Genomic DNA, 13107 nt, shown 5'->3' with positions numbered 1-13107 from the left:
TTATAGTCTTGGATCGGTGATATTCACAGGGACACCATCAGCCAGGTTGAGATTGCCAGAAATAATGACAGTGTCTCCAGGAGTCAGCCCAGATGAAATGGACCAAAAATGTTGGTTCTGTTCATCTAATTCAACATAATTCCATTTTGCAAGACCCTTGGTCAGGGTAAACACCACGTTTTGGTCATTCCGTCTTACGACCGCACTTTTAGGGATAAACAGCGTGTTTTTAAACGTCTTGATTGCATTGATATTTACGCTCATTCCATCCCAGATCTGGTCAGGGTCAACTTCAAACTCCGCACTTACTTCTGAGAATCCATTTTCATTCACGACTGGGTTGATGGAGAATGAAGTGGTATGATATATGTTGGAAGGATCAATGTGTGAACTGACTGAAATTTTTTCACTGGACCGAATGGCTCGGATCTCTTCTTCTACGATGGAAAAGCTGGCAACAAGTTTGTTGGGGTCAATAATGCGACAAAAGAATTCATGGTCATTCGAATTTTCGAATTGCCGGGCCTTCAAATCAACAATCTTCCCGTCGAAAGGGGCATAAATCTCTCGGTTTTTCAGGTTTAATTCAGCTTCCTCAATGGCCAGAAGTGCCGCTTCATATCCCGACTGCAAGTTGATGGCTTCCATTGCCTTTTCGGATATATTTTCTCCGGATGGCGCATATCCAATCTTGGTATATTCTTTGGATAGATTCGCGTTTCGAAGGTTGTTACGAGCCTTCTTCAGGTTGATGCTTTCTTTCTCATCGTTGAGTTTTGCCAACAGTTGCCCTTTACGGACCAAATCTCCATTGTTGACCTTCAACTGTTCGATGACTCCTGAAGAAGGAAATTGCATGATGGTCGAACGCGACGAGGTAAGTTTTCCACGAAAACTCAGTGTGATTTCAAAATTGCCAGACTTCACCGGAGCAATTTGCACATCATAGGGTTCATTGTATTGTGCTGGGCTTGAGGTCGATGAAGCTTCATATCTCGTCTCCACATCGCAAGCGAGTAAAAGAGATAACATAAGCCACGAAAAGAGGTTAGTAATTTTGAAGCAACACATTTCCCGTCAATTTCACATAAGTGGATTCAAAGTTTCCGGTAACCATGATTTCTTCCTGAAAAAAGCCAAGATCACCCGGAGTAAATTCAATAGATATTTCAGTGTTTTCATTAGGATCAATGGCTGCTTTTTCCCAGGTAGGTACTGTGCACGTGCAGGGGACCATTACATCTCCGATTTGCATGGGGTTTTGCCCCGTATTCACGATAGAGATGGTGAATCTGTGAGCAATACCGAGTGGAACATCGCCGATATCAACAGGTGAGGATACCTCAATGGTCGTGGCATCATATTGCTGTGATTGCTGATTGCAGCCCAGAAAAATGATCAGGAACAACACTGAAATTGATTTGGATAAATGCATGTTCAGAAATATGATTGTTTCAATCCTGCGCTCTTCAAAAACTGGTCTTTCAAATGAGGTTTGAGCAGTGGAGAACCCACGAACCGAACCGTACGATTGGAATTAAGGATTGCTGCACGCTCATAGACTAAAGGTTTGAGAAAGTTGTTGGCAATGAAGCTTCCATCAACATCGTGATAAATAGGGACAGAGAATTTCGCTCCGGATTTGATTTCGTGTTCTAATAGATAGCTGATTTCCTCTTCGATGATGACCATGAAATTGGCCTGATCTTCCCATTGGTTTTCAGTGATTATCGCTTGCCATTGGTTGAGTTCCAGATGACAGTTTTCGCATTTTCCTTTCAGAACGATCAGGACAATTGGCGATTGGTTTCCCCTGAAATAATCTGGATCCTTTTCGGTGTTGATAGGAGTCAGGTCGTTCGATGAAAATTGGATAAACCGGTTTTTTAGTTCCGGATAATAATCCAGATTACCTGTTGTTGGTTGGCATGCAAGTAAAAGGATCAATGCACTAAATACTCCAAATGGATAAGCCGTTTTCAAGCGCTTCAATAGGATTTAAGGATTTCAAATAACTTATTAAAATCTTCTTGCTCATCCATGGGATTACCAGCGAATATCACGGTTCCTGTCTCGTCGAGCAGGACGGATCTGATGTAGGTGAGTTCGGGTGCGTCATTGGTCCTGGCGAATATATCAGCGGGATCATGATAAACCGGAAAAGGGAATTCATTTACCTCATTCACCTGATGATCGAAATACCAGTTCAGGGAATTTTTCGCGTATATAACGATATTAGCTTTGTTCAGGTCTTCGGATTGTACCAGTAACTTTTTCCATTTTTTCATCTTGATCAGGCATGGATTACAGCTCGCGACATACAAGGCCACCAGCGTCAGAGGCTTCTCTCGTACGACGAATTCATGGCGATTGATCTGGGTCAGACTATCTACCAAAATCATCTTTTTGCCTATTAAAGAGGCCTTGTATTCATCAATATTGATTTCCTTCTCTGGCTTGGCCACAGATGCATTGGGTGCCTCGCAAGCATAGGCGAGGGTTAATAACCCGGTCAGGAAAAACAGGTAACTTTTTTTGATCATGCTTTGAAATCTGGTAGGTTATATTCAATGATCATTTGCTTTGTCAATTGATCATCAATGGCGTATAACTTCTTGTTTTTTTCGTCTACGGTGAATGAGAAAACGAATCTGCCCAGTGACATACGTCCTACGGAATTTCCTTCCCAGTCGAAGACAAGTAACACCACCTCGTGATCATAAATATTTTGTGGATTTCTACTGAGCGGCACCAGCCTGGATACATAAATATGGTCTTGAGAAGCATATATCGCAGCGCTGGAAAACTTCTCCATTTTTTGATACTCACAGTTGGTTTTACCATTGATGATTTTACAATAGTCAAACGGGTTTGAGTTTTGGTCACCAACGATGGCAAATTGATGTTGGAGTTCCAGGTTATAGATGTCAATTCGGTTGTATTTGTACATGGCCGTGGCAATCAGTTTTTGATCAGGTCGAACGGCCATGACTTCATAGGTCAAATTACTTTTTTGACCAAGATCAATGTCATCCAGAGGAATAACACCAGGGGAACAATCCAGTTGGTCGGAACTCGAATTCCACTTTAAGAGCCGTGAACATGGAAAATTGGCATTGATGACAAAATTTTCCTCATCGATCCTGGTCATGCCCAAAGGCGATCCTATTTCCGGTGGACCTACCGCAAAACTTGGAAAGTAACTATCAGAACCATTTAATAGGCTATCGATAGAATAGGTTGCCAGTCTTTTTTTTGCAGGTTCCAGCAATTCAATAACATTGCTTTGCGACTCCAGATACATGGGGACGACATGGGTGGCCAATTCTCCGGGGCCTTCTCCGATTTTACCGTAAGTTTTGATCAATTCCTGGGTGCGGATATTCACAAAATGAATGGCATCTTCAGTCTTGCCATCCGTGACCAGGAGAATAGTATCCTGAATGACCGCTATTCCATCGGGATCTCTGAAATAATCACTGGGTCCGATAGGTATGCCCTCCAAAGTGATATTGGGCTTTTCTTTCATGAATACGGAATTATAACCAGGAATGCTATTGTCAAATTTTTTCAGGCTACAACCATAGAAAAGAAGTGACGTTGCTACGGTAAATAAAATTGCTGATTTCATCTAATGGTTAGGGTTTTATCGTACAGAAGTAGAAGCCTTCTGAGGTAAGAAAGTCTTTCATCTTTTGACACTTCAGTCAGGGCAATACTGCGATTTCACGGGTGATTATGTACTGATCCGTATTCCTGTGACCAAATACTGAAACAACACGTTTTCAGTAGGTTTAGACACTCAAAAGGGTCTAAGCAGAAAAGTATGTCCTGACTTTAATCAATTGGAGAGGCAAACAGATGCATATGTTTATTAGGTTGATTTATTACGCGATTAAGGCTGGTTTTTATACAAGAAAGTGACTTACATTTTTTTTGCAAATCACTCTCCTTTCAGCACAGATTACAATTGATTGTAACCGGATGCCTTCAATTACTCTATTCCAACTACGGCAATACCACAATTGGTCCATTCACCTACGGAAGTGTCGATCGTTTTCATGTAGGTGCATTCCTGGCTTCTGCATACGTCGCCATACTGGTCACCGTCAGATACGGTATTCCAACAAGTTCCTCCGCCGACAGTGGCTGCAAACCCTACAACCGTGACACCTACAACAAGGAGTGAAGAATAAACTAACTTTTTCATAAGATTGATTTTTTAGTATTAATATAAATAACTAATTAAGTTAAATGTAAAATATAATTTTCGGTTTTGCAACACTTAAGTGAATTGCTTAAATAACTCATAATCAGTGATTAAGGCGCATGTAATGAGCGGTAGCAGGGGTTTGACCATAACTATTCATTGATAAAATTGATTATAGGTATTCATTTTTTTAAGTGTGGAGAATGGATGTTATTGGTCGTTATTTCATGCTTATTTGAAAGGAGAGGTGACTGGATTATCCGAAACAGCAGATGTGCAACAGTACTTGTATGAAACAATGAATACCGGTACAAACGGAAGGATCAATTTCTGGATTTTTACAGTAGTGATGATCTTTCAAGTGATTTTGGAGGAACAGAGCAACTGTTCAGTGCGGCCCTTGATTACGTCAGGACAGGCAGTTTGGGAGTATGTATCAATGAATCAGCAAGAAGTCGAGCAGCAGTGAATCCAGAGGAACAGCCATTTGAGATCATGAGCGAGTTTTGACTCATTGGAAGGGAAGTTCGTTTACCACCATCGCTGCTGCCAATAATTTCTGAAGATTATTCAGTTTTTTATCGTAGCAATCACCTCATTCACAAACCCATCGAAATCCAGGATAGAGGCATCATAAGTGGTTCCTAGTCTTACGACCACCAATTCCTCAGAGGGAATGATGATCACTCTTTGGCCGTGGAAGCCACCCATATAATAGGTGTCTTCTGGTAGTTCGGGGTGGGGGCTGTTGAGCCAGAATTGGCCACCATACACGTCTTTAGCATTCTTGGCGTCTTCTTGTACGAACTGCACCCAGGACTCAGGGATCACGCTTTCTCCGTCCCAGTAGCCATTGTTCAAATAAAGTTGACCTACACGCGCCCAGTCTCTAGCACTAGCCCAACCAAACGATGAACCTACAAGTGTACCTGCCCCATCGGGCTCAATGATAAAAGTGGGAGCACCGATCTTGGAGAAGAGTTGTAAGCGGAGGTAGTCATAGTAATCCTGATCACTTTCAAAATAGCCGCGCATCAGGTGCATGAGCAGGTTAGTGGTTCCGGAAGAATAATACCATTTTTCGCCCGGATCGGCTTCTACAGGAACTGAAATTGTCACCCTACCCAAAGTGTCACTCAACCAGAGCATCCGGTTAGCATCGGAATAACCTCCGTAATTTTCCTCGAACTCCAGGCCACTGCTCATTTGTAGTAGGTTTTTATAAGTGATCTTTTCTTTATTGGTACCCTTCCACTCCGGTACAGGTACGCGATCATTGAGTTCGAAATATCCATCCCGGATCATTAATCCAGCCATGGTGCTGGTGATGCTTTTGGTCATGCTCCAACCCAGTAATGGGGTCATGACATCCACATGTTCCGCGTATTTTTCGCCGATCAACTGGCCTTTGTACAAGACAACAATCCCTCTGGTGTTTTTAGGCTTTTCTGGGTCATTTTCTGCAAAGAACTTGTCAATACTGGCTTGCACTTGTTTTTCCTGTTCCGGGCCAAGGATATCTACCGTATCGGTCCATTCAAACCAGGTGGCCATTCGATCATCGTATTCCGAGGAGTAGTTATACTGCTGTTTTTTCAGGGTGTATTCATTCAGGTCATTTACCAGCACACAACCCAGCGTTGTTCCTCGATAGATGGCTTTGCGCTTGGCCAGGCCGAAGAGGCTTGCAGTGGCATATTTATTTTTCCAGTAGAGTTTTTTACTGGTCATGCCCACAAAAGAAAATCCCAGGTCCACTTCTTTGGCAATTTCCTCCGGGGTGCCGGATACAAACACACAAGAACACAGGTTTTTGGCTGCATATCCTGTGACAATCATCAATGAAGGCTTGGCAAGCCATTGATAGAAAAGTACGATGGTGAGGAAAAAGAACAGGAGGATCAGGGGCCGTTTATTCATGATAGGAGGGTTGTGCGATAAATTTAATTGAATAACACTATATTTTGGTGGCTAATTTTTGAATTCGTGGTATAAGAATTTCCTTATCTTCAATGCATGAATTCTGCCAAGAAAACCCATCAGTCGATCAAAAGAAATATCAGATTAGTGATCTTGATTGCTGTCCTCATGCTCTTAGGTGTTGGCGCTTATTGGTTTCAGGTCTGGCAGCATCCTGCGTTTCAGGTGGCGCTCAGGGCCATAGATCTGTCGGAAGAACTCGCCGTGGTGTCTGGGAATATTAGCCGTATAGGTTGGATGCCCAGTCATGATGTTACCGAGAATGGAGCCGAATACTGGATCAAGGTATTTAGTGAACAAGGATCAGATGGTCACCGAAGGGTTTGGGTTTATTTGGAAAAGGACGAATTGGAAAATTGGGTAGTTGACCACTTTTCAGTAGAATTCATCAATGAGCGGAGCGGAAATGATGCCATGGTAGTTGTATCCTTGATTTCCGGGTTGTTATTTCTGCTTTCTTTTATCATATGTATGATCAAGTACATGGCACGGGTTCGATTTTTGGAAGCCGCATCATTTCGGGAGGTTGTGGGTGAAGTAGTTAATGTAGACGCTAGATTAGAAAAATCTACGATGCCTGGCCAAAGTAATGCAGGGGTGTTGAAGTCTGATTTTGAAAACAGGAGTACGGAAAGTACTACGATGATGTACAAACCGAAGGTCCGTTTTAAGACGGAACAAGGAGAAGCAGTAGTCTTGAAGCATGACTTTAGTTCCAATAAAAAGTATGCCATTGGAGATCGTGTGCAAGTGCTGTATGATGCAAATCATCCGGAAAAGGCCGAGTTGGTAGATTTCTTTTGGTTTTGGCCTCAATTCTGGTTTGTAATTATGATCGTATTTCTGGTATTTGTTGCAGGAGCTACCGCGCTCATGACATTATTATAGCTTCATCAGTAATTCCCCAATTGAAGAAGGAGTTAATCTCTTAGGTTAAGGCTATCATTTATTTCTTTTAAGTCATTGCCATTTGGGAATCTTTGATAATTGGACGGTTGGTAAAAGTTTTGAATAAAGACTCCCAATGGAGTGACCTTAACCTAAGCGCTTGAATAGGGTAGAGTGCGCTTGTCGAAGTTTTACGCTTATTTGTAAACTTGCTCTTTGATCCGGAAAAATAATTTCGAACATCCATCACTGTAAAATTTCTTAATTCTTTTCATGAATCGAAAGATCCTCATCGGAGATATTCACGGTTGTGTACGGACATTTCTCGAGTTGTTGCGCAGATTAGACCTGGAGCTGTCCGATCAACTGATCTTATTAGGAGATTATGTGGATCGGGGTTTGTATTCTAAAGAGGTCTTAGATGAGGTCATGGCCTTGCAAAATGCACCGTACGAGGTAATTGCCTTACGTGGGAATCATGAGCAAATGCTGATCAGTAACTACTTCGCTGAGAAGCAAAGAGGTTGGTTCACCATGGCCGATCCTGAATTATTGGAGAGTTTTCAAATCAAGGACCTCAAAAGTATAGATGACCACTATATTGACTGGTGTTGTTCATTGCCCTTTTACTATCAAAGTGAGGATTTGATCGCCGTTCACGCAGGATTGTCATTCCGACATGAAAACCCTTTAGCGGATGACCATGATCTGATGTGGATCAGGGATTGGTATCACACGATTAACAAGGATTGGCTTGCAGGGCGTTCGATCGTTCATGGTCATACACCCAGGACCAAATCTGAGATCGCAACACAATTCCAGTCCTTTGACCAACTTCAGGTTATGAACATTGATTCGGGTGCCTTTTTATCGGCACAAAAAGAACATGGACTCGGGTATTTATGTGCTTTCGATTTCACCAATAGGGAACTGATCTATCAGGAGAATATTGAATTGGACAATCAATACTAATTCAGGCGATTGCCGCCAATTCTTCAATCGCTACTTTCTCCAGGTTCACACGCACATTCTTGTGGTAAGGTGTCTTGGCCAGTGGATCACAATCCTCCATCGAAGTGAGATTGTTCACTAAAGCGCCTGTAGTTTTTACATCATGTCCCGGATAAGAGAACCCATATCCATGTGGCATGGAAAGCATCTTTCTCGGCATTTCATCCGTTACCCATGTTTTGATCACCACTTCCCCGGTTTTCGAGTAGCACCGTACCCAGTCACCATCTTCGATCCCCTGCTCCGCGGCATCTTCCGGATGGATTTTTAACGCACCTTCTGTATCCTTCTTTCTCCAGTCCGGGTTACGAAATAATGCATTGGCGTTGTAGGCGCGTCGTTCTCCTGCCAGTAGATTGAATGTGAAATCATCTTTGATTTCAGCTTGCCTGGGTAGCTCAGCCATCCAATTCAGCATTTCCGGGATCTCCAGGTGGATTTTCTTGTCTTTATGACGAACCAACTCCCAGCTTTCTTCATAGGTGTGTTTACTGATGATGGTTCCTGATTTGCTGTTCAAAATGCGATTGAACAAGGCTTCACCTAGCGCAGGTCCATTTCCTTTAAATCCGGCACGTTGCACCTGTCTCGTATATTTCTTAGCGAATAGGTGCGAAGCAAACCAGATGAAGGCTGCGGATTTAGCATATTTGAAAGGCAAGGCCTTGCCTAGCGTTTCTGTTAATACCAATAATTGTTGCTGTCTCCATTTAGGATTCAGGGCCATGCTCATGGCTAATGCAACTGGGAAAAGTTTCAAAGCCGGAACCTTACGATCAAGTTTGGCAATCGCTCCAAGCAGAGGAAAGGAATTCGGGACTTCACCCATCGCCACTACCAGTCTTCGGTAGATTTCGGGTTCATCCAGGGTGCCTTCTAATGGCTTTTCAATGGGATGTCTTAGGTGGAAGAAATTATTAGGAAACTCTAAATTGAAGAAAGTGGCTTCCATTTTCTCAAATTGATTTTGAGCAGGAAGCACATATTGAGCGGCCTGTGCCGTTTCGGTCATCGCTACGTCGATCACGACGGATAATTCGAGACTTTCGATGGCTTTACGTTGCGCATGCGTGTCGGCGTATGTGGCCACCGGGTTAGCGGAATCTACGATCAATGCCCGCAGGCGCTTTGGATCGTCTGTTAAAATCTCTTGAGGAAGGATATTGGGAGGGAACAGTTTGCCAATGCCTTTCATGCCAGTAACCTGCGTGGTTACGCCGCCGGCTTCCGGTTCTTTCGAATGCCCGATGAGTGGGAACAGAAAGTTGTGCAGACAATTGGTGCCTTCTCTACCAAAATGCCCGGTAACCAGAAAGATCAATCGTGCCAAATAAGCATTCAAGGTGCTGTTGTGACTTTGTTCAATGCCCAGGTCAGAGCGCATGGCAAAGGTTTTTGCACTCGTAATGCCTTTTGCTACCTGTATGATCAGCGCTTCATCTACACCGCTTATTTGCGCATATTCGGTTACAGGAATGGCTTCAAAGTGAGGCTTGATTGCTTCAAATCCAACCGTATGATTTTCAATAAATGCTTTGTCTTCCAATCTATTTTGGATGATGTAGCCCACCAGCGCGGACATCAGATAAGCATCTTTTCCGGGAAGGACTTGTAAGAACAAGTCTGCTTTCCTGGCAGTTTCCGTTTTTCGCGGATCAATCACCACCAGTGTTTTCTCTGGATTCCGAGCAACTTCATTGATGGTAGGGCGAGCTTTTGGAATACCATGCGATTGCAGCGGATTGGCGCCGATGATCAGTACATAATCCGCTTCGCCCACCGCTTCACAATAATTGGTGTTTTGTCTCCCGAACAAATGTCCGTTTACCCAGAAATTACCAGTTTTTTCCTGTGCCAATGCCGCATAGATATAGGGTGTGTCACAAGCAGCTCGTAAGGTCGCGCCATACACACCACCCAGGTGGTTGCCCTGTCCACCACCCCCTGCATATGCAATGGATTTACCTCCGTGTGTATCACGAATTTGAACCAGTTTTTCGGCGATCTCCTGGATGGCTACATCCCAGCTTATCGCTTCAAAATCACCAGAAGCATTTTTACGCATAGGACTGGTCAGCCGTTCTTGCTTTTGGTAATAATTCAGTCGGGTAGCTTTCTGACACAAGTAACCCTCAGAAACGGGGTGATCTTTGTCGCCGATGACCGAAACGAAATTTCCGGCTTCATCTTTTTGTATTTCAATGCCGCAATTCTGGTTGCAAAGAATACAAGCGGTTTTGTGGGTGGTTTCCTGGGTCATGTTTTTTGGTTTTAGGTTAGCAGGCGGCATCGGGTTTATCGACCAATTCCCAAAAAGTCTCAGACTTATCTTCATTGGGGCGGTCGGCGCAAGGAAAATCTTTTTCGATGAGCACGTGCAATTGCCCATTTCCTGCTAGGGATAGATTGGTCTCAATACCGACTTGAGAAGAGTCGAACCAAGGTTGCGCAACATCGGATGGTAGTTTGATGGAAATCATCGATTCGTTGTGAGAGGCTTCAATTTCTGTCCCGTCATGCACGGCAATTTCATATTGAAAGGCAGCAGAAGTAGGAAAAGTAACCGCTTCTTTGATGCGACCTTCAGTTTGCAATTGTGCCAGTTCGGAACGTTGAACCCTGATTCGAATGCTGTTGTGCGTAAGTCTTAGCTTCACTGGATGGATTTTTCTTAGGGAAAAGATAGATGAATAAAATTAAGAGAGCAAACACTTTCTTAATTTCATGAAAGATTTTTAGAATTGCTCTATGAAGCGCACCACCAGAAACGCTACTCGTACCAGACAAGAGATCATTGAAAAGGCTGCTCCGGTTTTCAATGTGCATGGTCTTGCGGGTACTTCTATGCAAATGTTGGTGGAGGCGACAGGTTTCCAAATGGGAGGGATCTACCGGCATTTCGAAACCAAGAAGGCGCTGGCCAAGGAGGTATTTCAATATAGTTATGATGTACTGATCCAGCAGAATCTGGATCTTCTTGAAGAGGCTACGGACCCAAGAGAAAAGCTTATGCACATTGTTGGGGCTTACGAATCCATGGTCAAGATGCCTAAGGTGAAAGGAGGCTGTCCGATCCTCAATATGTCCATAGAAGTGGATGATACAGATAGGGAATTCCGGGAATTGGTTAAGGCCAATTTCAGCAAAATCATCAATGTAATTATTTCCACGCTAGAACAGGGTAAAAGCACAGGAGCCTTTCAGCAAAACATTGAACCGAGTGAAGTGGCCTTATTCATGGCTTCAGTTTTAGAAGGATCCATCATGATCGGAAAACTGACCCGTGATCCAATGGCGGTACTCAGTGCTTTTCGCCAGATGAAACAGTATTTGAAGGTGTGTGTGTTGATCCGACATTAGAAAAATCCCCCTTTTCAAAGGGGGTGGTGGAAGACCGGGGGATTTATCTCTAAATCAGAAGAGTGAAAATCCTGCCAATCACCTCAACCGCTCCAACCCCTTCTTGGATTCCTCCATGTTTTCGTCCAGCGCCAATGATTTGGTGTACAATTCCACCGCCTTTTGGTCGTCGCCTTTTTTCTCATAGATCATGGCCATACGCATCCAGGCAGCAGATGGTGAGGGGAAATTAGGAGGTAATTCTTTGCTTAGATAATTTTCCAGGCTGGCTATACCTAGCTCGCTATTGGTCCCGGAAAAAGCACTGGTTCTGCCAATTTGATACAAGGCACCAATTTTAGTAGTGTCTTCTGCATAAACTTTTTGGAACAGGTCAAACGCCTTGTCAAATGACTTTCGGCCCTGATAGAAGTACCCCAAAGTAAAAGCGTATTGGCTGTTAAGTTGCATGGCTTGCTGGTATTCCTTCTCCGCTTTGTCATATTCCTCTTGTCTGATCCAAACAGTTGCCATGGCGGTATGTCCCTGCGCCGGATCGATGGATTTGATGACTTCTGCGGTTTCTTCCGCCTTTTCCCAGCTACCGCCCATGATACCTGGGGCCAGGGTATAAAATTCGATTAGACTAAGGTGAGCATCAATGTTTTTCGGGTCCAGCGCTACCGCCTTCTCATAGGCATTTTTGATTTTTGGAGCGAGCAAGCCTTGACGAAAAACACTGGACTCCTGCGCCTGTCTGCCAAGTGCATTGCCGTACCAGTAGTGATAGTCCGCTACATTCGGATAGTCGTCACTCAGGTCTTCAAAATAGCTTACTGATTTTTTGAATTCACGTTGATCGAACGCAATTCTGCCAAGGAAATAGGGTACGTCCTTATCAGAATCATCCAGAGCAAGAAGGACTTCCTTTGCTTCTTCGAGTTTATTGGCCTGGTAGAGTTTTTTGGCTTCGGCTGTGCTTTGCGCGTAAGAATAGCATGGCCCCCAAAGCAGGAGCAGTACGAGTATTTTTTTCATTTTGAGTATTGACCTTTGGGTTATAGATGCAGAAACATCATAATGGTTGCTCTGCTTGATACAAATTTTGTTTCTGAACAAAGCGATTACAAAAGTCAGGCCAACTTCAGTTCAATCCTTTTGCCCTGCGAATTACCTAAGTTGAATTATCTTACCTGCGAAAACAACGAATGATCAATAGAAGAAATGACTGTATTACCTGTGGGGTCATTTTTCCGGGTTAAACACCCTGACTATCCCCAATTTGATAGAGAATTTAAAATTATTGCCAGGAATCACTACTATTCGGAAGGCGAGATCTGGTATGAATATGAATTTCTTTTCGGGGAAAAGGAATTGTTTCTGGAGGTGGAAGAAGATTGTTTTTATTTCTCACTTAAGCAGATAAAACCCAGGGAAGTAGGACTTAGGTCGTTTTGGTTTAAACCCCCAAATCAATTAGCATATGGAGGTAAAACTTTCCCCATGGTCGAAAAAGGAAAGGCTAAATTCTTCGAAGGTGAAGATAAGATAGCTGAACTGTTTGAATACTATGATTACAGAAATGAACGGGAACACATCACTGTGGAGCACTGGGAAGATGGAGATCTGGAAATATTCCTTTCATTAAAACTGTCCATTGAACACCTAAACTATTGAGT

At 43.3% G+C, this 13107-nt stretch carries 15 protein-coding genes; 5 read left to right on the top strand and 10 right to left on the bottom strand.

Annotation, left to right across the window (positions count from 1 at the left end; translation table 11 throughout):
- The 6 genes from R8G66_18395 to R8G66_18370 form a co-directional block, all read right to left on the bottom strand.
- Complete coding sequence (locus R8G66_18395; protein ID MDW3194352.1) at nt 1-1032, bottom strand: efflux RND transporter periplasmic adaptor subunit; 1032 nt, start codon at nt 1030-1032, stop codon at nt 1-3.
- A gap of 16 nt (nt 1033-1048) precedes the next feature.
- Entirely contained in the window at nt 1049-1435 is a 387-nt protein-coding gene (locus tag R8G66_18390; GenBank protein ID MDW3194351.1) for a DUF1573 domain-containing protein, read from the bottom strand.
- A 2-nt stretch (nt 1436-1437) separates the two neighbouring features.
- The gene (locus R8G66_18385; GenBank protein MDW3194350.1) at nt 1438-1992 is read right to left on the bottom strand and encodes a hypothetical protein; all 555 of its coding nucleotides are present in this window, start codon (nt 1990-1992) and stop codon (nt 1438-1440) included.
- The gene (locus tag R8G66_18380; GenBank protein ID MDW3194349.1) at nt 1989-2543 is read right to left on the bottom strand and encodes a hypothetical protein; all 555 of its coding nucleotides are present in this window, start codon (nt 2541-2543) and stop codon (nt 1989-1991) included. Before R8G66_18380 ends, R8G66_18385 begins: the two co-directional genes overlap by 4 nt.
- Nucleotides 2540-3631, bottom strand: a complete 1092-nt coding sequence (locus tag R8G66_18375; GenBank protein MDW3194348.1) for a BF3164 family lipoprotein — start codon at nt 3629-3631, stop codon at nt 2540-2542. Before R8G66_18375 ends, R8G66_18380 begins: the two co-directional genes overlap by 4 nt.
- 363 nt (nt 3632-3994) lie before the next feature.
- Nucleotides 3995-4210, bottom strand: a complete 216-nt coding sequence (locus R8G66_18370) for a hypothetical protein (GenBank protein MDW3194347.1) — start codon at nt 4208-4210, stop codon at nt 3995-3997.
- A 196-nt stretch (nt 4211-4406) separates the two neighbouring features.
- Between R8G66_18370 and R8G66_18365 the strand changes: the two genes are divergently transcribed.
- The gene (locus R8G66_18365) at nt 4407-4679 is read left to right on the top strand and encodes a hypothetical protein (GenBank protein ID MDW3194346.1); all 273 of its coding nucleotides are present in this window, start codon (nt 4407-4409) and stop codon (nt 4677-4679) included.
- 101 nt (nt 4680-4780) lie between these two features.
- Here R8G66_18365 and R8G66_18360 read toward each other — a convergent pair whose 3' ends face one another.
- Nucleotides 4781-6130 carry a serine hydrolase gene (locus tag R8G66_18360; GenBank protein ID MDW3194345.1) on the bottom strand — a complete coding sequence of 450 codons (1350 nt, stop codon included), beginning with the start codon at nt 6128-6130 and terminating at the stop codon, nt 4781-4783.
- A 96-nt stretch (nt 6131-6226) separates the two neighbouring features.
- Between R8G66_18360 and R8G66_18355 the strand changes: the two genes are divergently transcribed.
- Nucleotides 6227-7078, top strand: a complete 852-nt coding sequence (locus tag R8G66_18355) for a DUF3592 domain-containing protein (GenBank protein ID MDW3194344.1) — start codon at nt 6227-6229, stop codon at nt 7076-7078.
- Between the two features lie 273 nt (nt 7079-7351).
- Nucleotides 7352-8050, top strand: coding sequence for a metallophosphoesterase family protein (locus tag R8G66_18350; protein MDW3194343.1), 699 nt, complete (start codon nt 7352-7354; stop codon nt 8048-8050).
- Nucleotide 8051: 1 nt separating this feature from the next.
- Here the strand turns inward: R8G66_18350 and R8G66_18345 are convergent, their stop codons facing one another.
- Both R8G66_18345 and R8G66_18340 read right to left on the bottom strand, forming a co-directional pair.
- Complete coding sequence (locus tag R8G66_18345) at nt 8052-10349, bottom strand: molybdopterin-dependent oxidoreductase (protein ID MDW3194342.1); 2298 nt, start codon at nt 10347-10349, stop codon at nt 8052-8054.
- Nucleotides 10350-10365: 16 nt separating this feature from the next.
- Complete coding sequence (locus R8G66_18340) at nt 10366-10746, bottom strand: hypothetical protein (GenBank protein ID MDW3194341.1); 381 nt, start codon at nt 10744-10746, stop codon at nt 10366-10368.
- A gap of 91 nt (nt 10747-10837) precedes the next feature.
- Here R8G66_18340 and R8G66_18335 point away from each other — a divergent pair, with 91 nt between their 5' ends.
- Entirely contained in the window at nt 10838-11449 is a 612-nt protein-coding gene (locus R8G66_18335) for a TetR/AcrR family transcriptional regulator (GenBank protein MDW3194340.1), read from the top strand.
- A gap of 78 nt (nt 11450-11527) precedes the next feature.
- On the opposite strand, the gene R8G66_18330 is transcribed toward R8G66_18335, so the two are convergent.
- Nucleotides 11528-12466, bottom strand: a complete 939-nt coding sequence (locus R8G66_18330) for a tetratricopeptide repeat protein (GenBank protein ID MDW3194339.1) — start codon at nt 12464-12466, stop codon at nt 11528-11530.
- A 186-nt stretch (nt 12467-12652) separates the two neighbouring features.
- Between R8G66_18330 and R8G66_18325 the strand changes: the two genes are divergently transcribed.
- Nucleotides 12653-13105: a DUF4178 domain-containing protein gene (locus R8G66_18325; GenBank protein MDW3194338.1), complete on the top strand. Its 453-nt coding sequence runs from the start codon at nt 12653-12655 to the stop codon at nt 13103-13105.
- The last annotated feature ends 2 nt before the right edge of the window (nt 13106-13107 follow it).

Source organism: Cytophagales bacterium (assembly GCA_033344775.1).
Classification (GTDB): Bacteria; Bacteroidota; Bacteroidia; order Cytophagales; family Cyclobacteriaceae; genus JAWPMT01.
This window is presented reverse-complemented; position numbering and strand designations above follow the sequence as displayed.